At 73.4% G+C, this 21,494-nt stretch carries 18 protein-coding genes and 1 tRNA gene; 10 read left to right on the forward strand and 9 right to left on the reverse strand.

Annotated elements, in window-relative coordinates; genetic code table 11:
• Positions 1-2 precede the first annotated feature (2 nt).
• From OG309_RS32805 to OG309_RS32820, 4 genes are all read right to left on the reverse strand, one after another.
• Positions 3-1,967, reverse strand: coding sequence for a metallophosphoesterase family protein (locus OG309_RS32805; RefSeq protein ID WP_329426478.1), 1,965 nt, complete (start codon positions 1,965-1,967; stop codon positions 3-5).
• Positions 1,964-4,381 (reverse strand): GMC oxidoreductase, encoded by a 2,418-nt coding sequence (locus OG309_RS32810; RefSeq protein WP_329426480.1) that lies wholly within the window; start codon positions 4,379-4,381, stop codon positions 1,964-1,966. The genes OG309_RS32805 and OG309_RS32810 overlap by 4 nt, the downstream gene beginning before the upstream one ends.
• 197 nt (positions 4,382-4,578) lie before the next feature.
• Positions 4,579-6,276: a DEAD/DEAH box helicase gene (locus OG309_RS32815; protein ID WP_329426482.1), complete on the reverse strand. Its 1,698-nt coding sequence runs from the start codon at positions 6,274-6,276 to the stop codon at positions 4,579-4,581.
• Between the two features lie 91 nt (positions 6,277-6,367).
• Positions 6,368-6,571, reverse strand: a complete 204-nt coding sequence (locus OG309_RS32820) for a cold-shock protein (RefSeq protein ID WP_007502648.1) — start codon at positions 6,569-6,571, stop codon at positions 6,368-6,370.
• Between the two features lie 305 nt (positions 6,572-6,876).
• Between OG309_RS32820 and OG309_RS32825 the strand changes: the two genes are divergently transcribed.
• A tRNA-Leu gene (locus OG309_RS32825) sits at positions 6,877-6,964 on the forward strand.
• A 144-nt stretch (positions 6,965-7,108) separates the two neighbouring features.
• Here OG309_RS32825 and OG309_RS32830 read toward each other — a convergent pair.
• Positions 7,109-7,849: a hypothetical protein gene (locus OG309_RS32830; protein ID WP_329426484.1), complete on the reverse strand. Its 741-nt coding sequence runs from the start codon at positions 7,847-7,849 to the stop codon at positions 7,109-7,111.
• Between the two features lie 132 nt (positions 7,850-7,981).
• On the opposite strand from OG309_RS32830, the gene OG309_RS32835 reads away from it, so the two are divergent.
• On the forward strand, positions 7,982-9,199 hold the full coding sequence (locus tag OG309_RS32835) for an alpha/beta hydrolase family protein (RefSeq protein WP_329426485.1): 1,218 nt from the start codon (positions 7,982-7,984) through the stop codon (positions 9,197-9,199).
• 94 nt (positions 9,200-9,293) lie between these two features.
• On the opposite strand, the gene OG309_RS32840 is transcribed toward OG309_RS32835, so the two are convergent.
• Positions 9,294-9,887 (reverse strand): cysteine hydrolase family protein, encoded by a 594-nt coding sequence (locus OG309_RS32840; RefSeq protein WP_329426487.1) that lies wholly within the window; start codon positions 9,885-9,887, stop codon positions 9,294-9,296.
• Positions 9,888-10,064: 177 nt separating this feature from the next.
• Here OG309_RS32840 and OG309_RS32845 point away from each other — a divergent pair, with 177 nt between their 5' ends.
• Entirely contained in the window at positions 10,065-10,442 is a 378-nt protein-coding gene (locus OG309_RS32845; protein WP_329426488.1) for a metalloregulator ArsR/SmtB family transcription factor, read from the forward strand.
• Positions 10,439-11,197 carry a DUF2071 domain-containing protein gene (locus OG309_RS32850; RefSeq protein WP_329426489.1) on the forward strand — a complete coding sequence of 253 codons (759 nt, stop codon included), beginning with the start codon at positions 10,439-10,441 and terminating at the stop codon, positions 11,195-11,197. The genes OG309_RS32845 and OG309_RS32850 overlap by 4 nt, the downstream gene beginning before the upstream one ends.
• Here the strand turns inward: OG309_RS32850 and OG309_RS32855 are convergent.
• The 3 genes from OG309_RS32855 to OG309_RS32865 all read right to left on the reverse strand — a co-directional run bounded on the left by OG309_RS32855 (position 11,180) and on the right by OG309_RS32865 (position 14,020).
• Positions 11,180-12,445, reverse strand: a complete 1,266-nt coding sequence (locus tag OG309_RS32855) for a cation:proton antiporter (protein ID WP_329426491.1) — start codon at positions 12,443-12,445, stop codon at positions 11,180-11,182. The genes OG309_RS32850 and OG309_RS32855 overlap by 18 nt on opposite strands.
• Before the next feature lie 3 nt (positions 12,446-12,448).
• On the reverse strand, positions 12,449-12,919 hold the full coding sequence (locus tag OG309_RS32860; RefSeq protein ID WP_329426492.1) for a cation:proton antiporter regulatory subunit: 471 nt from the start codon (positions 12,917-12,919) through the stop codon (positions 12,449-12,451).
• 168 nt (positions 12,920-13,087) lie between these two features.
• Positions 13,088-14,020, reverse strand: a complete 933-nt coding sequence (locus OG309_RS32865; protein ID WP_329426493.1) for an aminoglycoside phosphotransferase family protein — start codon at positions 14,018-14,020, stop codon at positions 13,088-13,090.
• A 127-nt stretch (positions 14,021-14,147) separates the two neighbouring features.
• Here OG309_RS32865 and OG309_RS32870 point away from each other — a divergent pair, with 127 nt between their 5' ends.
• From OG309_RS32870 to OG309_RS32895, 6 genes are all read left to right on the forward strand, one after another.
• Positions 14,148-15,488, forward strand: a complete 1,341-nt coding sequence (locus OG309_RS32870) for a hypothetical protein (RefSeq protein WP_329426495.1) — start codon at positions 14,148-14,150, stop codon at positions 15,486-15,488.
• A gap of 86 nt (positions 15,489-15,574) precedes the next feature.
• Positions 15,575-16,300 carry an HNH endonuclease family protein gene (locus OG309_RS32875; protein WP_329426496.1) on the forward strand — a complete coding sequence of 242 codons (726 nt, stop codon included), beginning with the start codon at positions 15,575-15,577 and terminating at the stop codon, positions 16,298-16,300.
• A gap of 414 nt (positions 16,301-16,714) precedes the next feature.
• Positions 16,715-16,825, forward strand: coding sequence for a class III lanthipeptide (locus tag OG309_RS32880; RefSeq protein WP_329426498.1), 111 nt, complete (start codon positions 16,715-16,717; stop codon positions 16,823-16,825).
• Between the two features lie 112 nt (positions 16,826-16,937).
• A complete protein-coding gene (locus tag OG309_RS32885) occupies positions 16,938-17,048 on the forward strand; it encodes a class III lanthipeptide (RefSeq protein WP_329426499.1) in 111 nt (36 codons plus the stop codon).
• A gap of 114 nt (positions 17,049-17,162) precedes the next feature.
• Complete coding sequence (gene lanKC, locus OG309_RS32890; protein WP_329426500.1) at positions 17,163-19,871, forward strand: class III lanthionine synthetase LanKC; 2,709 nt, start codon at positions 17,163-17,165, stop codon at positions 19,869-19,871.
• Positions 19,868-21,493 (forward strand): ABC transporter ATP-binding protein, encoded by a 1,626-nt coding sequence (locus OG309_RS32895; protein WP_329426502.1) that lies wholly within the window; start codon positions 19,868-19,870, stop codon positions 21,491-21,493. The genes lanKC and OG309_RS32895 overlap by 4 nt, the downstream gene beginning before the upstream one ends.
• Position 21,494 lies beyond the last annotated feature (1 nt).

Consider the following 21,494-nt stretch of genomic DNA (forward strand, 5'->3'; position numbering starts at 1 on the left):
GGTCACGCTCCCCGGGAGATGACGAAGGGTTCCTCGATCAGCCGCACCGTCGGGGGGTGGACGGGCACCGGCCGTTTCGCGGGCACCAGGCGCCGCGCCGTCGGGGCGGCCGCCTCGGGCGCGTGGCGGGACCGGCCGCCCGTCGGGTCGTCGGCCAGCTCCCAGTCGTGGCAGACGGCGTCGAGGGTCAGCGGGTGGACGGTGAGGTCGCCGCCCGGGGCGATGTGCAGCCGCAGGAAGCCCTTGTGGTCCTCGATGGACTGGCCCGACATCTGCCACTCCGCCACCGGCCCGCCGCGCGCGGTCAGCACCCACAGCGCGAAGACGCCGGAGCCCACGACCGCGCCGACCCCGGCGGCGACGGCCAGGCAGACGAGGAGCACCGCCCAGCCGGACCAGGACGCGGGGAAGGGCAGGGCCATGGTGACGGCGAGGGCCGCCAGCGCGACCGCCACCTGCCCCAGCGAGGCGACCGCGGCGCGGGACGGCGGGGCCGCCCGCCGCCTCCGCAGCAGCCGGCCCAGGAACCCGAGCAGCAGCAGCCCGCCGGCCACGCCGAGACACACGGCGCCGAAGCCCCAGAAGGCGCCGATACCGGCCCCGCGCACCGCGTCGACGGGCCGCGTCACGCCCTTCGACAAGGCGAACAGGAAGCTGGACACCAGGAAGAGCCCGGCGTGCAGCCCCGCGACGAGCGAGGCGAAGCCCGTGTTGCGCCACGGCAGCCAGCGCCCCGACCAGGGCACCGCGATGCCCCGCGTGAGCCGGCGGGACTCGGCGGCGTCGGGGTAGGTGGTCGCCATCCGGGCGAACTCCACCGGCGGGTCGTCCCTGTCCCGCAGCCGCGACCCGTACGGCGGCAGCGGCAGCACCGGCGGCAGCCGGTGGGTCGCCGCCAGGTACGCGCCGCCGAGCCCGCAGGTCACCATCTGGCGCCGCCGCGGATCGGGGACCGGGGCGCCGGGGGCGCTGTCCGGGGTGGGGGGCGGCTCGTCCGGCAGCAGCTCCGCGTACCGGGCGTAGTGGTGGCGGTCGCCGGTCAGCCAGAGCCGTACGGTCGCGTGGGTGGGCCGCCGCTCGCCGGTGTCCCGGTCGACGTGCTGGCGGACGACGTTCCGGTCGAACCAGTGCAGGGAGTTGAAGGCGTCCACCCTCCGGCCCGCGCTCTGCAGCCAGGTCGGCTCGGTCGAGCAGACGATCACCCCGTCCCCCGGCAGCAGGTGCGCCGACAGGTTCTCCTGGAAGTAGCGCAGCTGGGGATCGTCGAAGTACGTGCCGAGCTGGCTGTCCAGGCCCACCAGCCACCAGCGCTCGGGCAGCCGCACGCAGAAGTAGCTGCGGGTCTGCCGGGTCTGCCAGCCGCCGATCGGGCGCTGCTGGGCGAACATGCGCAGGAAGGCGGTGAGCCCGTCGTACCAGTCGTGGTTCCCCGGCAGCGCGACCATCAGCGGCGGGTCCTGGGCCGTCGGCAGCGCGGCGCGGTAGGGACCCTTCATCCGGTCCTCGTACCCCTCCGCCGAAGCCGTCGGGTACACCTCGTCGCCGCCGAGCACGAGCAGCGAGCCCCGGGGGAGCCGCAGGGGTACGTCCCCGAGGGCGGCGCCGGCGCGGGGGCCTCCGGGGCCCGGGGCGTCGCCGCCGGGGGCGCCGGAGCCCGTCGGCGGGACCGGGAGCTCCTCCGCCGCCAGCGCCCACGCCACCGAGCTCGTGGCGTCGAAGCCGTCGCCGAGGTCGGCCACGAAGTCGAACCAGAGCTCCCGCGCCTCGGGCCTGCCCGGCGGGGCCTCCAGGAGCTCCCCGGCCAGCACCCCCTGGAACTCCCGCTTGTCCGCGTACCCGGCGAAGACCGCGGCGATCACCACCTTGACCGCCGTCCGCGCCAGCTCCGCGGGGGCCAGCCACCGCACCGGCTCCTGCGGGGTGAAACCGAGCGCGTCGGCGTGCGCGCGCAGCTCGCGCACCTTCACGGGGACTCCCCGGCCGCCGCGAAGTGCACCCCGTAGACACCCCACAGCTCACCCAGGAACAGGCGCCCGAAGCCCTCCATCGCCCGCGCGGGATGCGGACCGGAGGCCCGGAACGTCGTCAGCTGGCGTACGAAGTCGGCGGTGAGGATGACGAGGACGCCCGCGCCGAGCACCGGGGCGGCCGCGTCGCCGTCCTCCGGAACATGCCCGGCGAGCACCTGGACGTACAGGGTCGAGGTGTCGCCCCAGACGTCGAGCCCGGTCCCGTCGCGCACCTCCTTGTGCCCGACGAGCGTGAGCGGGTTCCCGCCCGGGTCGCGCAGGTGCAGCCGGTACAGCATCCGGCGCCGGGTGGGGTCGCCGTCGCGGGTGAACAGGTTGAACCAGCCCGCCTCCACGGGCAGTCGCCCGCCGAGGACCTCGCACTCGACATGGCCCACCGCCCCGGCCTCGTGCCGGGGGTCCGCGACGAACCGGTCCACGTCGTCCGCGGTGATGGTGAGCCGGAACATCATGTGCTGGCCGCGGGCCCGGCCGAGCTCCCGCCCCTCCCCGGGGTCGGTGACGTCGAGGGCGAGGTATCCCTTCATCTCCTCGGTGAAGGACAGACTGGTGGGCCGCTCCCCGCTGCCGTCGGAATCCGCTGCCGCGGCAGCCGACGACGCCGGCGTCGCGGTCGTCGTCGTGGGCCGCGGGCCCTGCGTCTCCAGGATGCGGCGGCAGGCACGGTCGGCGAACGCGGCGATCGTGAGCGACGGGTTCGCGCCCACCGGGCCCGGCAGGGCGGAGCCGTCGAGCACGTAGAGACCCGGATGCCCGAAGACCTCGCCGTACGCGTCGCAGACCCCCTCGCCGGGGTGGCGGCCCATCGGCGCCCCGCCGAGCGGATGCACGGTGATCACCCGGCGTGCCCACCACAGCGGGCTGTCGTGGAACGTGCCGCCGAGCGCCCCGGCCACGTCCGCCATGGTCGCGCGGACCCGCTCGAAGTAGGGGCGCGAGGTGCGCGTGGTCCAGTCGACGTCGAGGTTGCCCCGGCGCAGGCCCATCCGTCCGTCCGGGACGTCCCGGCCCATGCCGAGCAGCGGCAGCGCCGAGTCGGAGAACACCCCGGGCCCGAGCAGCTGCGCCAGCCGTCCGCTGATGTTGCTCCGGGGGCCGGATCCGAGGCCGAGCCGGGACCGTACCCGGTCGAGGCCGAAGCCCACGGTGCGGCGCACGCTGCCGGACACCTGAGCGGCCTCGGCGAGCCAGTCCACGAAGGCCGGGTAGCCGGCGTCCTCGACGTAGAAGCCGCGCCCGGTGGAGCCGTCCCCGTCGAGCTCGTCGCCGACCCGGATCGCGCTGGTGATCACGGGCCCGGTGCTGCTCGCCAGCCGCCGTGGCGCGGTGCCCGCGGCGCCGCCGGTGGCGTTCAGGACCAGGCCGAGCAGGTCGCCGTTGCCGCTGAAGCGGGTGCCGAGGGCCGGGCCGAGACCGGGCAGCGCGGAGCGGTTGCGCAGCAGCAGGAAGGTCGAGCCGAACGTGCCGGCCGCCAGCACCAGCCGCCCGCACCGGATGCGGCGCAGCGGCAGCCGGCTCGTGGCGGTGCGGTGCCCCTCGCGGGCCGGGTCGTGGACGACGTACCGCACCTCGTAGCCGCCGCCGGGCAGCGGGGCGAAGCCGCGCACCTCGCAGCGGGTGCGGATGTCGGCGCCGCGGTGGCGCGCGGCCGACAGATAGGTGTGGTCGAGGGTGTTCTTGGCGCCGAGGTTGCAGCCGATGTCGCATTCGCCGGTCAGCCGGCAGGTCTCCCGGGGCAGTCCGTAGAGGTTGCCGTACTCGGGCTCGGGGAGCGGGGCGCCCGGCACCGGCGGCCCGTCCGGCCGGGCGGCGAAGGAGACGGCGAGCGGCGGCCGCGACAGGTCCAGGCCGAGCGTGTCGGCGGCCTCCCGCAGGGCGGCGGTCTTCGGCGTGTCCGGGTACGGGTAGGGCGTGCCGCCGAGCATCCGCTCGACCCGCTCGTAGTGCGGATCGAGGTCGCCGCGGCCGATCGGCCAGTTCTCGTACCCGCCGCCGGGCACCGGCGACTCGTGGACGAACCACTTCTCGTCCTTGCGCAGCAGCACGTTGGCGTAGATCAGGGACCCGCCGCCGAGACCGCTGGAGACGACGCCTTCCAGTCCGCGGAAGGACCAGAGGTCGAACAGCCCGTGCAGGCCCTCGCTGGGGTCCCAGAAGTTGCGGGCCATGGCGGCGGGCGTGCGGGCGAAGCTCCCGGGAGGGTAGGGGCGGCCGCGCTCCAGGACCACGACGGACAGTCCGCCGTCGGCCAGCTGATGCGCGGCGACCGACCCGCCGAAGCCGGATCCGACGACGACGACGTCGACGCCGTCCACCTCGGTCTCGACTGCGGCATCGTCTGCGTGCCTCATCGGCGATCCCCTCACGGGCGACTCGGGACATTGCGTCCCGATTCGACGCTAGGGTTCCGCGCTCCACCGCACCAAGCGGACGGGGCGTCCGGGGGACGGACGTGGCGAACGCGTGACAGCACGAAGCTCCCGGCGGTACGGGTGACCTCGGTCGAGGACCCGTGCCGCCGGGAGCTTCGTCGCCGGAGGGCGGTGCGTCAGCTGGCGGTGCCGCGGCGGCCGCCCCTGCGGGCGGAGTCGCCACGGCCGCGGGCGGCGCCGGTGCCGCCGGTGGCCGAGCCGGCGGACGTGCCGCGGCCGGAGCCCGCGGGCGCACCGCGGCCGGCGCCGCGGGCACCGGCCCGGCGGTCGCCGCCCTGGCCGGCACCCTGACCGGTGCTCTGACCGCCGCCGGTGGCGGGGCGACGGCGACGGGACCGGGTGCCGGACTCGTCGGACGAGGCGGCGCCGGTCCGGGGGCCGCCCGTGGCGCGGGTCTTCGGGCCGTCGTTCGTGGCGTCCCCGGTCCTGCCGCCGGTCCTGCCGCCGCCGGTCCGGGTGCCGGTCCTCGGGGCGGACTTCCGGGCCGGGCGGGCCGCCTTCGGCGGCGTCGGCTGCGGGACCTCCAGGACGACGGGCACGCCGGAGGGCTCGCGGGCGCCGGTGATGTCCGTCAGCTGCGGGTCGCTCGACGTGACGCGGGTGGTCCGGGGGCGGATGCCGGCGTGCGTCATCAGCTGGGAGACCTCCCGCTTCTGCTCGGGCAGGACCAGCGTGACCACGCTGCCGGAGGTGCCGGCGCGCGCGGTGCGCCCGCCCCGGTGCAGGTAGTCCTTGTGGTCGGTCGGGGGGTCGACGTTCACCACGAGGTCGAGGTCGTCGATGTGTATGCCCCGGGCCGCGACGTTCGTGGCGACCAGGGCCGTGACCTGGCCGTTCTTGAACTGGTCCAGGGTGCGGGTCCGCTGGTTCTGCGAACGGCCGCCGTGCAGGGCCGCGGCGTGGACGCCGGCGGTGAGCAGCCGCTTGGCGAGCCGGTCGGCCGCCCGCTTGGTGTCGATGAACATGATGACCCGCCCGTCGCGCGCCGCGATGCGGGTGGTGACGGCCTTCTTGTCGGTCTCGTCCATGACGTGCAGCACGTGGTGTTCCATCGCGGTCACGGAGGCCGCGGACGGGTCCGTGGAGTGCACGACGGGGTCGTGCAGGAAGCGCTGGACCAGGCGGTCGATGTTGCCGTCCAGGGTCGCCGAGAACAGCATGTGCTGGCCGCCGGGCCGCACCTGCTGGATCAGCCGGGTGATCTGCGGCAGGAAGCCCATGTCGGTCATCTGGTCGGCCTCGTCGAGGACCGTGATGCGCACGTCGTCCAGGACGCAGTCGCCGCGCTCGACGAGATCGTTGAGCCGCCCGGGGGTCGCCACGAGGACCTCGGCGCCGCGCCGCAGCGCGTTGGCCTGCTTGGTCACGGACAGGCCGCCGACCACGGTGGTCAGCCGGAGGTTGACCGCGGTGGCGTACGGGGTCAGCGAGTCCGTCACCTGCTGGGCGAGCTCACGGGTGGGCACCATCACCAGGGCGAGGGGGGCCTTCGGCTCGGCCCGCTGACCGGCGGTGCGGGCGAGCAGCGCGAGACCGAACGCGAGGGTCTTGCCCGAGCCGGTACGGCCACGGCCCAGGAGGTCACGGCCGGCGAGCGAGTCGGGCAGCGTGGCGGCCTGGATGGGGAACGGCGCGGTCACACCCTGCGCGGTGAGCGTCTTCAGCAGCCCGGCGGGCATGTCGAGGGCGGCGAAGTCGTCGACGGGAGGGAGTGCGGGGGTCGTGCTTTCCGGCAGGCGGAACTCCCTCGGCGGCGCCGCGGAGGTTTGGGGCGACTTGGCGCGCCGGTTCGGCTTCTGGGCCTTGCGGGACATGCGGGGGGACTACCTTCCTGGAAAACAGCGCAAAACCGGGGTCCGCACCGAATCGGTGCGGACCCCGGTGAGCAGATATCGACCGGCGCGATTAGGCGGGGACGATGTTCTCCGCCTGCGGGCCCTTCTGGCCCTGCGTGACGTCGAAGGAGACCCGCTGGCCCTCCTGCAGCTCACGGAAGCCCTGGGTGGCGATGTTCGAGTAGTGGGCGAAGACGTCCGGGCCGCCGCCGTCCTGCTCGATGAAGCCGAAGCCCTTTTCCGAGTTGAACCACTTCACGGTTCCCTGTGCCATGACTTTCTCCTTCTGTAGGCAGAGGCCCCATCCGGAGATGCCGGAAAACAAAATGCGCCCGAAGAGAAGAGAAGTATTCCCGTCAGACGCCAAGTTCATGGGTACCACAACTGCAACGCGTTGAGCCTAACACACTCAGCGCCTCGATGGGGCCGATCGGTGCGTCGGCCCCATGATCGACCGCGTCGCCGGGCGCGGTGCCGATCATGGGGCTGACCATGGGGAACGCTGTGGGGAGGCACCCCGCGAGCCTGGTAGATTGATCTCCGTCGCCGCAGGGAACACTCGCGGTCGACGACACACCCGTCCGGGTGGCGGAATGGCAGACGCGCTAGCTTGAGGTGCTAGTGCCCTTTATCGGGCGTGGGGGTTCAAGTCCCCCCTCGGACACCAGATCAGCATCATCGCCGCGCGGCGGTGGACCGGGAATTGTCCCGGCCCACCGCCGCGCGGCGTTTCGCATGCCGCCGACGTTGTTCGGGGCCCCCTTCGGACCCCCGCGCCGCCGACCACGTGGAGGGGCGCCGCGGCGGACGGTCACCCGGTCGGGGCCGACCGCTCCCAGGCCGTCATGAGCCCGTCCAGCCACGCGGGCGGCAGCTCGGCCGCGTCCCACTCCGCCCGCAGCGGTGCGGGGTCCCCGAGCAGGCGCTCCAGGACGGCGAGGCTGGTGGGGGAGTGGACGAGGGAGTACCGGCCGTGGATCGCGATGGCGCTGCCGGGGCCGTAATCCTCGAAGAGGCGCTCGAGACGGGTGCGGTGGAGCGTGGTGAACTCCGTGATCCGCCCGGGGTATCCGGCCCGCTGCCGGGAGGTGAGCGTCGCCAGGACGGCCTTGAGGACCTGGTCGGTGGCCTCGGGGTCGAGGTCGGACACGTCGGTGAACGACAGGTACAGCGGCAGGACCGCGACCTTGACCCGCTCCAGTTCCATCCGGCCGACGAGCGGCCGGTCGTCCGCGGTGCGGTCCGGCACCCCGGCGGCGACGGCCTGCCGCAGGGCCTGCTCGGCGATCCCGCCGAGGCCGTCGGCGGCGGCCCGGGCGCCGTCGAGCCAGCCGGAGCCGTAGCGCTCGTCCGCGCCGCGCGGGGCCGTGTGCGCCAGCCCGTCGACCTCCTGGTGGGCGAGGGCGAGGGCGCCGGCCTCGACCAGACCGATCAGCTCCTCCGCGTCGCCGGAGTAGACCCCGGCCCGGGCCAGGAGATTGACGAGCGTGGTGCGGGCGTTGAGCACGCTGGCCGCGTCCAACTGCTGCTGTCCTCCGGCGTCGGCGTTCATGGGTCCTCCTCGTCGCATGGGGCAGCGTCGTGAGCGTACGCGGAACGATCAGACTTCCGGTGTACGCCCCCGGTCACGGGTCCGACCGTGGGTTGACGTGGGCGCGCGGCCCGCCGACGTAGCGTCGTCCCCATGCTCACACCCACCCGGGCGGCCGCGACCGCCCTCCTCGCCTGCGCCCTCGCCTTACCCGCGACGGTGCTGCCCGCCCATGCCGCGTCGCCCCGCACCACGGGCGCGTCCTCCGCCACCGCGCCGCGGCCGGTCCACGAGCCCGCCGCCGTCCCGGCGCCCGCCCCGCTCGAACTGCCCGCGCCCACCGGCACGGAGCGGGTCGGAAGCACTGTCCTGCACCTCGTCGACCGCTCCCGCAAGGACCCCTGGGTGCCCACGGCCGACGGCCGGGAGCTCATGGTGACCCTGCACTACCCCGCGGCCCGCCGCTCGCACGGCGCCCCGGCCCCGTACGCGACCGAGGCGGAGGCCCGGCTGCTCCTGGCGGGCGTCGAGGTCGAGGACCCGGCGGCGGCGCGGGCGCTGGCCGGGATGGACGCGTACAGCGAGACCGGCGTACGGCCCGCGCCGGGCCGGCACCCGCTGGTGCTGCTCTCGCCCGGCTTCGGCGTGCCGCGCTTCACCCTCACCAACCTCGCCGTGGACCTGGCCTCGCGCGGTTACGTCGTGGCCTCCGTCGACCACGCCTACGAGACCTCCGGCACCGCCGTGCCCGACGGACGGATCCTCACCTGCGTGGCCTGCAAGGCCCTCGACGAGGGCGGGGTGCACGGCAGCGTCGTCACCGCCGCGCGCGCGGCGGACATGCGCTTCCTCCTCGACCGGCTGACCGGCCCGCGGCCCGTGTGGAAGGACGCGGCGGCGATCGACCGGAGCAGGATCGGGATGGCCGGCCACTCCATCGGCGGGGCCAGTGCCGCCACGGCGATGCTCCTGGACCGGCGGATCGACGCGGGCGTCAACATGGACGGCTCGTTCTGGGACACCCTGCCCGCGCAGGGGCTCGGCGGGCGTCCGTTCCTGATGCTCGGCACGGACGACGACATGCACCGGCCGGGCGGCGAGGACGCCACCTGGGACGCCACCTGGCCGGTCCTCGGCGGCTGGAAGCGCTGGCTGACGGTGGCCGGCGCCGACCACTTCAGCTTCTCCGACGGGCCGGTGCTCCAGCGCCACTTCGGACTGCCCGCGGGAGACATCCCGGCCGATCGGGCACTCGCCGTCACCCGCGCGTACGTGGGGGCCTTCTTCGACCGGCACCTGCGGGGCGTGCCCCAGCCGCTCCTCGCGGGGCCGAGCCCGCTGCACCCCGAGGTGAGGTTCCAGCGGCCGTGAGCGCGTGAGCCGGTGACCCCGTGCGCCCGACGGGCGCACGAGTGAGTCCGGGGGCGGACCCCCGTGCCGCTCCCGGACTTCCGCGCCGCCCGGCTCAGCCGCCGAGCGCGGCCCCGTTCGGGACGACGACCCCGTAGAGGTCCCCGATGGTCGCGAGCGCGCTCCGGTGGAGCTGCTCGGCCGTCACCTCGCCGACGGCGGTGGCCAGCGGCCGGGTGGCGCAGGCGTCGGCGACGACGGTGGGGCGGTCGCCGCGCAGGAAGGCTGCGGCGGTCGTGAAGGCGACGCACATGTGGGTCATGAACCCGGCGACGACGAGGTCCTTGGTGCCTGCGGCGTCGAGGTGCTCGGCCAGGTCGGTGCCTACGAAGGCGTCCGGCACGGTCTTCACGACGACGGTCTCGCCCTCGACGGGGGCCACCCGGGGGTGGATCTGCCCGATCTCGGTCCGGATGTCGTACGGGGTGCCCTCGCCGCCGTCGTTGACGACGTGGACGACCTTCGCGCCGGCCGCCCGGGCCCGGGCCAGCAGCCCGGCGGCGGAGTCGAGGGCGGCCTCCCACCCGTCCAGCTCCATCACGCCGCGCGTGTAGGTGTTCTGGTAGTCGATCAGGAGCAGCGTGGCACCGGCCGGCGAGGCGGGAGTGTCGTCGAAGCCGTTGAGGTCACGCAGGGTGGTGGCAGACATGGGTGTGCTCTTTCCGGAGGGCATAGGAGTGGGAACGGGGTCCGGGCGAGGGCCCGGTGCCGTGTCTCCACGCTACGAACCCGCTCCGATGGCGGCAATGTCATGCGACTTGCAGATCCGGACATCGGCTCGGGGTTCCGTTGTTAGCTACTTAGCCAAAGTGCTAAAAAGATCTCCGTGACCGAACCACCGAGCGAGTCCCCGCGCGGTCCGGACGACGACGCGGGCGTGTTCCGCGCCCTCGCCGACCCCACCCGGCGTCAGATCCTCGAAGACCTCCGTGCCGGCGGCGAGCTCGCCGCCGGCGAGATCGCGAGCCGCTTCGCCATCAGCGCCCCCTCCATCTCCCGCCACCTCGGCGTGCTCAAGGGCGCCGGGCTCGTCGCGGAGCGGCGGGACGGCAACCGGATCCTCTACACCCTGGTCGAGGACCGGCTGGCCGCGAGCGTGGGGCGCTTCCTCAGCGCCGTGTGCCCGGAGCAGATCGTCCTGCGCCACACCAAGTGGCGCGGCGGCACGGGCCGCGACGCCCGCGAACAGGAGAAGAACGCATGAGACCCCCGCGCCTCGCCTCCGTCATCGAACGGCGCCTCCTCGTCAACTACCGGGTCGCCCCGGAAGCCGTCGCCCCCCTGCTCCCGGCCCCGCTGCGCCCGCAGCTCGTGCGCGGCCACGCCGTCGCGGGGATCTGCCTGCTGCGGCTCGGCTCGGTGCGGCCCGCCTGGGCCCCCGCCGCCGTCGGGCTGCGCAGCGAGAACGCGGCCCACCGCATCGCCGTCGAGTGGGACGGCCCGGACGGCGTCGAGACCGGCGTCTACATCCCGCGCCGCGACACCGGCTCCCGGATCAACCGCTGGGCCGGCGGCCGGGTGTTCCCGGGCGAGCACGGACACGCCGACTTCGAGGTGCGGGAGACCGCCGACACCCTGCGCGTGGCCTACACGTCGCGCGACGGGGAGACCGGTGTCGACGTCACCGCCCGGGTCACCGAACGGCTGGAGGGCAGCGAGCTGTTCGCCGGCCTCGACGAGGCCTCCGCCTTCTTCCGTACGGGCAGCAAGGGCTGGTCGGAGACCCGCTCCGGTTGCTCGCTCGACGGCATGCAGCTCCACACGGACGCCTGGCGCGTCGAACCGGGCCGCGTCACCGCGGCCCGGTCCCGTTACTTCGACGACCCCGCCCGCTTCCCGGCGGGCAGCGCGACCCTGGACTCCGTCCTGGTCATGCGTGACGTCCCGGTGCGCTGGCGGGCGCTGCCCGAGATGCCCGTCCGCACGTCCGCCGGTCGGCCGCTAGGACACGCGGCCTGACGACCCGTCGCCGACCGGGTCGAGCCGTTCCTCCCTCGGGGGCGTCCCGGGGGAGGGTGCGGCGACGGTCTCCGCGTCCGGCCCGCGCCGGGACAGGCGGCCCAGCCGGGTGGCCAGGGGCTCGGTGTACCGGGCGGTCAGCGGGCCCAGGACGACGAGGATGAGGACGTACGCGGTCGCGAGCGGTCCGAGGGAGGGCTCGATGCCCGCGGACACGGCGAGCCCCGCGATGACGATCGAGAACTCCCCGCGTGCCACCAGCGTGCCGCCCGCCCGCCACCGCCCCTTGGCGGATATCCCGGCCCGGCGGGCCGCCCAGTAGCCCGTCGCGATCTTCGTGGCGGCGGTGACCAGGGCCAGCGCGAGCGCGGGGAGCAGGACCGGCGGGATGCTCGCCGGGTCGGTGTGCAGCCCGAAGAAGACGAAGAAGACCGCGGCGAACAGGTCGCGCAGCGGGCTCAGCAGGTGGTGGGCGCCCTCGGCGGCCTCGCCGGACAGCGCGATGCCGACCAGGAACGCGCCGACGGCGGCGGACACCTGCAGCTGCTGGGCCACCCCCGCGACCAGCAGGGTGAGTCCGAGCACCACGAGGAGCAGCTTCTCGGGGTCGTCGCTGGAGACGAAGCGGGAGATCAGGCGCCCGTAGCGGAGCGCGAGGAAGAGCACGAGCCCGGCGACGCCCAGCGCCACGGCCAGGGTGACGCTGCCGGCGGCGAGGCCGACCCCGGCGAGGAGGGCCGTGACGATCGGCAGGTAGACGGCCATCGCCAGGTCCTCCAGGACCAGGATGCTCAGGACCACCGGGGTCTCCCGGTTGCCGAGCCGGCCGAGGTCGCCCAGGACCTTGGCGATGACGCCGGAGGACGAGATCCAGGTGACACCGGCCAGGACGACGGCGGCCACCGGGCCCCAGCCGAGCAGCAGGGCCGCCACCGCACCGGGCAGGGCGTTGAAGGCGGCGTCCACGAGACCGGCCGGGTACTGGGTCTTGAGGTTGGTGACCAGGTCGGTCGCCGTGTACTCCAGGCCCAGCATCAGCAGCAGCAGGATGACGCCGATCTCGGCGCCGATGGCCACGAACTCCTCGCTCGCACCGAGCGGGAGCAGCCCGCCCTCACCGAAGGCCAGGCCGGCCAGGAGGTAGAGGGGGATGGGGGAGAACTTCAGGCGTCCGGCCAGCCGGCCCAGCAGGCCGAGGCCGAGGATGATCGCACCGAACTCGATGAGGAAGACGGCGGACGAGTGCATGGATCACTCCCTTCCGAGTATCAGGGCGGCGGCGTCGACGCCTTCGCGGGTGCCGATGACGATGAGGGTGTCGCCCCCGGCGAGCCGGAAGTCGGGTCCGGGGGAGGGCACGGCGTCCGCCCGGCGCAGCACCGCCACGATCGAGACGCCGGTCTCGGTGCGCGTGCGGGTCTCACCGAGGTGGCGGCCGCTCCAGTGGGAGGCGGCGGACAGTTCGATCCGTTCGGCCACCAGGCCCAGGTCCGTGGTGGAGAGCAGGCTGGGACTGTGGTGGGACGGCATCAGCGCGTCGATCAGCGCCTCCGACTCTCCGGCGGTCAGCCGTACCGACAAGGAGCATTCGTCGGGATCGTCGCTCCGGTACGCGTTGAGCACCCGGCTCCCGTCGCGGCCCGCGACCACCGACAGGCGGCGGTCCTCGCGCGTGGTGAGGTCGTAGCGGACCCCGATTCCGGGCAGGGGCGTACGACTCATGCGTGCAGCGGGCACGACGGCTCTCCTCGGCGGACGGGCAGCGTGAACGGAGGCGCCCCACGGCGGAGGGCGTCTTGGCAAATACTTTACCCAGGCAACAAAGTGGTGGATTCGCCGGGATAGCGGAAGATCGCGAAGGGAACGGGACGAACCGGCGGACCGGCCGCGTCAGCGCGGGTCCGTGAGCAACTCCGCGAACCGGTCCGCGAGGACCATCAGACCGTCGAGCTCCGGCCCGCCGCGCGCCCTCCGCAGGCCGTGCCTGCGCCCCCAGAACGCCGTCTGCACCACCTGCAACTGCGCCCAGCGCCGCACCCGGTCGCGATCGAGCCCGGCGGCCTCCGCGTACCCGGCCAGGACCCGGAAGGCGGCGGCGCGCGGGTCGTCCGCGGCCGCGAGGCGCGGGGCGTGCGTCTTCAGGAACGTGCCGCCGTCGTAGGCGGGATCCCCCGCGTACCCCTTGGGGTCGACCGCGAGCCACGGCTCGCGCTCCGCCCGCAGGACGTTCCCCGCGTGCAGGTCGCCGTGGACGAGGGTGTCCGGCTGGACCCGTCCCAGCTCCCGTACGGTGGCCAGGGCGGCGTCCACGGCCCGGCGCGGCATCGTGTGGGCCAGCTCGCCGGCGTCCCGCCGCAGCTGCTCCTCCCAGGCGTCCGCCCGCTCGCTCAGCCGGGGCAGTCCGGGCGGCGCGGGCACGGCGAGCCGGCGCCCGAGCCCGCCCGCGAACCGTGCCACCTCGTCACCGTCCGGGAGCGCGGCCAGAGTCGACGTCCCGGCCCGCTCCAGGAGCATCGCGAACCGCTCGTCGTCCCGCGCGTACAGCCGGACCGCCCCCCGGCCGCCCCACACGGCGAAGGCGTCCGGCTCGTGCACGTTGCCCGGGTGCGGGAAGGACACCTTGAGCACGGCCGGCTCCCCGGAACGGCGCCGTACGGGCACGATCACGCCGACGCCCCCGTGCAGCACCGCGCCGTCCGGGACGCAGTCCCAGTGCGCCAGCAAGTCGGCGACCAGCAGCGGCAGCCGGTCCGTCCACGCCGCGCCCGGCCCGCCCTCGCGGGCGACGGTGCTCCGCACGAACTCCTCGGGAACCACGATCATTCCGGCACCCTACGCGCGAGAACGCGGGGGACCGGCCTTGCACCCGTACCGGAGCCATGATCGGATGTGCCTTCTTTCGGACGATCATGACACTTGGGGGCAGTGAATGACCGGAAACAACGGGCACATGGACAGACGTTCCGTCATGCGCGGCGTGGCGACCATGGGCGTCGGCGCCGCCGCCGGGGCCGTGACGATGGGCGGCACCCCGGCGTACGCCGCCGGTGCGGGCGACGACCCGTACAGCGTCGACGTCATCAGCAAGGGCGCCGACCCGACCGGCGCCACGCCCAGCGACGCCGCCTTCCGCGCGGCCGCCGCCGAGGTGCTCGCCTCGTTCCAGCCCGGCGCGATCTCGGGGGCGATCCCCAAGAAGGTGCTGGTGATCCCGCCCGGCAACTACCTGCTGACCCAGCCCGACTCGCTGTTGCCCGGCATCGACGGCAAGGGCAACGGCGGCATCGTCGACGGCCTGTCGATCACCGGGTACGGCAAGCGGCTCTCCCGGATCGTGTACGCGCCCACCACCGACGACACCACCCTGTGGACCAACTACCGGCGCTACAAGAACATCCGGATCTCCGGGCTCACCTTCACCAGCAACAACCCCACCTCCAGCTTCTGCTACGCCTACTCCACCGACGGCGGCTACGGCGTGCAGGACACCTGGTACACGGACGTGGAGTGGCGCGGCAGCTGGAAGCGCGGCATCGGGCTCGACGGACCCGTCGACTCGCCCGACCACACGCTGCCCGAGTCCGACCTCAACAGCGAGATGGGCTGGGACCACTGCCAGATCGGCGGCAGCTACTCCGAGGCCTTCCTGGTCATGGGGATGAAGCCGACGGCCACGCAGCAGGACCAGTTCCTCAACTTCTGGTTCCGCGAGTGCAAGGTCGAGTTCAAGTCCGGGGTGTTCGTGAAGAACAACCGCGGCGGCTCGATGAACTTCATCGGCGGCTCCTACATCCTCACCGACGGCGCCGCGGCCGGCACCTTCTTCCAGCTCGGCTCCGAGGCCACCACCCGCGCCGACTCCGTCGCGCGCCTGTACGTCCAGGGCGTCCGCTTCGAGCTGCACAACGCCAACCAGAAGGTCATCGACTCCCGCTGGCACAAGGGCACCATCACCTTCGTGTCCTGTGACGACACGGCCGTCAGCCACCAGTCGTGGACGGACGGGGCCGTGGCGCACACCTACGCCTTCAACGCCATCGGGAACAGCGGCCCCATGGTCCGCTACACCGACTGCGCCCTGATGGGCTCCCACCAGGTGGCGACCGGGAGCACGCCGACCACCGCGGGCAAGGTGCTCTACGACGGCTGCCGCTTCATCGACATGACCAAGGCGATCGGCAACGACGACACCAGCTTCCTCCGCTGGACCGGAACGGCGGCGCCCCGCCACGAGATCCGCGACTGTCTCGTCGGCGCCGGCTACACGGCCGACGTGAAGTACCCCGCCTGACCCGTGGGGGCCGCGGCCGGGCGCCGCGGCCCCCACGTCGTACGCTGCCGTGCGTACCAGTGTCGGGCGGAGGGAAGATCCTGCTCATGGGGCGTCAGAAGCGGTCGTACATAGCGGGATCCGTGGTGGCGGCGCTGCTCGCCGTCGCGGGTTGCACGGGCCAGGGCGGCGGCACCGCGCCCGGGGACGCCAAGGGGAGGCCCACGGCGCCCGCCCCGCGGACCCCGTCCGACAACGGCAAGGGCACCACCGAGGGCACCCTCCCCGGCGTCCCGACCGCCGCCCAGGCCCGCGCCCGGCTCGCCCGCCTGAAGGTCGCGGCCCAGGGCTCGATGACCGGCTACAGCCGTGACCGCTTCCCGCACTGGGCCGAACAGGGCGACGACTGCAACACCCGCGAGACCGTCCTCGCCCGCGACGGCCGCGACGTACGCCGCGACGCCGAGTGCCGTGCCGTCTCCGGCACGTGGACCAGCGTCTACGACGGCAGGACCTTCACCAAGGCCTCGGGCCTGGACATCGACCACACCGTGCCCCTGGCCAACGCCTGGCGCTCCGGAGCCGACGCCTGGACCCAGGAGAAGCGCAAGGCCTTCGCCAACGACCTCACCCGCCCCCAGCTCATCGCCGTCTCCGCGGTCTCCAACCGTTCCAAGGGCGACCAGGGCCCCGACGAGTGGCAGCCGCCCGCGCGGAGCTACTGGTGCGCGTACGCCCGCTCCTGGACCGCGGTGAAGTCCTCCTACGCCCTCACGGTGACCAAGGCGGAGAAGGCCATGCTCGGAACCATGCTGGACACCTGCCGGGGCTGACCCTGCGAACCGGCGGGCGGCCAGACGGCCGTCCGCGCCCCGGCCGCTCCTCGGCCGTGCGCCGGCCGCGCGTCTCAGGGGCCACCCACGCCCGGCGCAGTGCGTACGCCGGCGCCCCTCGCCGCCGTGCCGCCGTGCCGCCGTGCCGCCGTGCCGCCGTGCCGCCGTGCCGCCGTGCCGTCGGTCGGCCGGCGGCACCATGGGTCCCACTCTTCCGCCCGGGCCCCGAAACACCACCATTCCCCTCGCCCGCACCCCCACCTTTCGCGGGGGACGCGCGGCCGAATTATGGGGTCGGAGCTCCCATGTGCCCTCCGTACGGATCGCGTTGACTTGCGCATGTCGCTCGGCGCCGAACGGCAACGGAACACCAGCACAGTGCGCCTCCCGCGCACTCGACACGGAGGAGACGACATGAGCGTCCTCAAGCTCCAGAACCTGCAGCCCCGCACCACCGCCAGCAAGGCCGTCTCCGTGAGCCTCACCAGCTCCGGCTCGGACTGCTGCAAGAACGACCCGCAGTAATCACCCGAACGACCGCCACGGTCCGGGTGGGGACGCCCCACGCCCCCACCCGGACCGTGGCGCAGCCGCCCCGCCGCTGCCGTCGGCGGCGGCACCTCACGGAGGAGACGACATGAGCGTCCTCAAGCTCCAGAACCTGCAGCCCCGCACCGTCATCGGCAGGGTCGTCGGCGGGAGCTACACCAGCTCCGCCTCGGACTGCTGCAACCGGGACCCTCAGTAATCACCTGCACGGCCGGCACGGTCGGGGTGGGGGCGACCCGCGCCCCCACCCGGACCGTGGCGCACTCGCCCTGCCGCTGCCGTCGGCGGCACCTCGACGACCACAGAGGCTGACATGCGCGACCAACGATGGGTCCACCGGTTCCTCTTCGCCTGGAACGACACCCTGTTCTTCGATCCGCTCGACGTGTACTACAAGCCGAGGAAGGACCACTTCCTGGCCGACCTCGACGAGCGCACGCGGGCGCGTTTCGTCCGCAGCGGCATCTGGTGGAGCCATCGGCACAACCCCGACCTCCCGAAGCAGGGATGGAAGATCCACGTGTCCTCCAACCACCGTCAGGTGAGGGAGATCGCGGCCACGGTGATCGGCCATCTGGTCGGCAGGGAGATCGACTTCAAGATCGCGCTCGACCTCAACGTCTTCGAGATGCTCAACTCCAAGGCGATGTCCAGGGGGAGCGGCGGCAAGCTGCTCACCGTCTACCCGCGCGACGAGGACGAGTTCAGGACGTGCCTCGCCGACCTGGCCCGCCTGCTGGAGGGGGCCGAGGGCGCGTACGTGCTGTCCGATGTGCGCTATCGCGACAGCAAGGCGCTGTACTTCCGGTACGGCCAGCTCCTCTCCACCCACACCGTCGACATCCTGGGCCGCAAGATCCCGCACATCCTGGGACCCGACGGGAAGCCCGAGACGGACGGCCGGCGGCCGGGGGACACCCACCCCTGGTGGGTGCCGTGGCCGTTCGCCGACTGGAAGCCCGCCGAGGAGGCCGAGGGGGAGGGCCTTCTCGGCGGCCGCTTCCGAGTGACCGGCGCCCTCCAGTTCTCCAACAGCGGTGGTGTGTACACGGCCGAGGACACCCTGGACGGCGACCGGCAGGTCGTCCTCAAGGAGGCCCGGCCGCACACCAACCTCAACCCGCGCCTCGACTACGACGCCGTCGACGTCCTCGGCCGCGAGTGGATGTTCCTCAACCGGCTGGCCGACGTCGAGGCCTACCCGGACCCGATCGCCCGCTTCCGGCACTGGGAACACCACTACATCGCCGAGGAGTTCATCGACCGCACCGACATCCGCTCGGTGCTGCTCGAACACAACCCGCTCGCCCGCCCCGGCTTCGCGGCCGAGCGCTCACGGGAGTTCCTGCGGATCTTCATCACCGTCTTCCGCGGCCTCGCCCGCGCGATCGACGCCGCCCACCAGCACGGCGTCGTCCTGGGCGACTTCACCCCCGCCAACCTGCTCATCGACCCCGAGACGTACGACGTGACCATCGTCGACCTGGAGGCCTGCCGCCTCGTCGACGGCTCCGGCGCCACGGGCGAGACCGGCGACGGGGGCCTCACCCGGCCCGTCGAGCTCTACACCCCCGGCTTCAGCCTCTCCCGGGGCGGCTTCAAGCCCGCAGGCATCGAGGGCGACCTCTACTCCCTGGCCTCCACCATGGCGTACTTCGTCTTCCCCATCGCCGCCATGTCCTACCTGCGCGAGGACGTCCTCGACACGTACCACGTCTTCTTCGACGGCCTGGGCTGGCCCGAGCAGGTCCACCGGCTGGTCACCGACCTCGCCGCCACCCGGATCGGCCTCGCCGACGTCGTGGAGGTCCTCGACGCACAGGAGGCCGAGCTGCTCGCCCAGGTCAGGACCGAGCGGCCGCGCCCCGAGATCGAGGCGACCGGACTGCGGGCCACGGAGGCCGGCGTCGCCGCCTTCGTCGAGGCCGCCGCCGACACCGACCGCGCCACCCTCTTCCCCGTCGACCCGTTCGCACACGTCACCAACCCGCTCAGCCTCGGCTTCGGCGCGAGCGGCGTGCTCTGGTCCCTGCAGGCCTCCGGCGTCCCCGTACGCCCCGAATGGCACGACTGGCTGCGCCAGCAGCTCACCCGGATCGACCTGGAGGCCTACCCGGACGGCCTGATGAGCGGCCTCGCCGGCATCGCCTGGGCCGCCGAGTCGCTCGGCATGCGCCGCCAGGCCAGGGAACTCCTCGGCCACGCCAACCGGCGCGCCCTGGAGACCGCGGACCACACCTTCTACTACGGCCTGTCCGGCATCGGCATGACCAACCTGCGCTTCTACGTGCGCGGCGGCGACCCCCGCGACCTCGCCGCGGCGAAGGACTGCGCCCGGGTGCTCCTCGACACCGTCCACCGGGACGGCCGGCACGCCTACTGGCTCAACGACTTCTCGGAGGAGGGCCCGCTGACCGGGCTCGGCTTCGGCCAGGCCGGCGTGGCCATGTTCCTCCTGCGCATGCACCAGGTCACCGGCGAAGAGCACTACCGCGACCTCGGCCGCGACGCCCTCGCCTGGGAGATGGCCCACGCCAAACCCCTGGACGACACCGACCTGATCATGTTCGAGCACGAAGGGACCATGGAGCCCTACATCGAGGTGGGCTCCGCGGGCGTGGCGCAGGTGCTGCTGCGCTACGGCGACCTCGACTCGGCGCGGACCGTGCTGCGCGCCCTCGACGTCGGCCACTCCGTGCTCCCCGGCTACTCCTTCGGCATGAGCGGCATCGCCGACGCCCTCCTGGACGCCGCCGAGATCACCGGCGACGCCTCCTACCGGGAGACCGCCCTGCGCCAGCTCGACTTCCTCCGCAAGGTGTTCCTCTTCGAGCCCGCCGCCCACTTCGAGGTCCCGAGCCGCGCCGGCGTCACCCCGCTCGGCGTCCCCGGCGAAGGTCTGCTGCGCTGCTCCACCGACTACCTCACCGGCTCCGCCGGCGTGCTGCGGGTGCTGCACCGCGCCAACCACGGCGGCATGGCCGACTTCCTCCTCGACGAGCTCGACGGGACGGAACGGTGAAGCAGATCTGGCGCACCCTGCGCGGCCACCACCGCCCCTTCACCGGCATCCTCGTCGCCGAGGCCCTGTTCGGCGGGACCGAGGCCCTGCTGCACCCGCTGCTCCTGAAGGCCCTGTTCGACCAGGCGATCCTCACCGCCGACTTCCGCAGGTTCCTCTTCCTCGGCGGCTGCTACCTGGTCCTCGGCCTCACCCTCAACCTCTCCGGTTACGGGATCGGCCTCTGGCGCAAGCGGTTCGAGAACGCCTTCGTCCTCGGCCTGGAGACGGAGCTCCTCGGCCGGACCCTCGGCCTCGACGGCCGGCAGATGTCGCAGAAGGGCAACGCCTCCTACGTCAGCCGCATCCACAACGACGTCCGCGAGGGCGTGCTGCCGGCCGTCGACGTCTGCATCCGCATCGCCCGCCAGGCCTGCGCCTCGGTCGTCTTCCTGGGCGTGCTGCTCTACCTCTCCTGGCAGGCCAGCCTCATCCTGCTGGTGATCATCCCGCCGCTGGTCCTGGTCAGCAACGACCTGGCCCGGCGGATCGAGAAGAACACCGACCCCGAGCGTGAGGCCGAGGCGCGCTACGTCAACACCCTCACCCGGACCCTCGAAGCCTTCCACGCCCTGCGCGGGCTGCGCTCGCTCCTGCCCGGGGCCCGCGCCGCCAACCAGGACGCCCTGAACGGCTTCCTCGGCATCACCTACGCCAACTACCGCCTCGCGCAGCGCCAGCGGACCCTCAGTGACCTGGTGATGAACCTGTCGGACACGGCGTCGATGGTCATCGGAGCCTTCTTCGTCTTCAGCGGCCGGATGTCCTTCGGCAGCTTCCTCGCCTTCGTGAACTCGCTGTGGCGGGCCGTCAACGGCATCTTCGACCTCGTCAACATGATCCCGCAGACCCGCCGCAACACCGCGGTCCTCAAACGGATCGAGGCCCTGCGCGAGTCCGGCAGCGCCCCCTACCACGACGAGGGCAACCTGGTCCTGGTCCGCGGCGCCAGCGTCCGCTACGGGAAGGCCGACGACGACGGAGCGGGGGCCGGGGACGGTGAGGGCGCCGACGGGACCGTCGACGCGGTGGACCTCGACAAGCGGTCCGAGGCCGACAAGGCCGTCGCCATCCCCGACTTCGGACTCCGGCCCGGCGAGCGGGTGCTCCTCCGCGGCCCCAACGGCTGCGGCAAGACCACCCTGCTGCACATCGTCGCCGGCACCCTCGCCCCCGACAGCGGCACGGTCACCCTGCCGCCCCGGGTCGCGAGCCTGACCTCGCCGGTCCAGCTGCCCCCGCTGCCGGTGCGCGACCTCGTCACCGACCCGCGGCTGCGCACCGCCATGGGCCTGGACGGCCTCGCCGACCAGCTCCCCTCGGAGCTGTCCTCGGGTCAGCGCCAGCGGCTCGGCGTCGCGGCGCTGCTCGGCGAGGAAGCCGACGTGTACCTCGCCGACGAGCCCTTCGCGAACCTCGACGACGCGGGCCGCGCCCTGGTCCTGCGGATGCTGCGGGAACGCACCGAGGGGCGGGCCCTGCTCGTCGTGCACCACGGCGACGAGGACCTCGACAACGCCTTCGACCGGGTGGTGAACCTGGCCGTGGCCGCGGTCCCGGGCAGTGTCGGGACCGCGGCCTGAC

Origin of the sequence: Streptomyces sp. NBC_01268, from assembly GCF_036240795.1 — a bacterium.
In the GTDB taxonomy this organism is placed as follows: Bacteria; Actinomycetota; Actinomycetes; order Streptomycetales; family Streptomycetaceae; genus Streptomyces.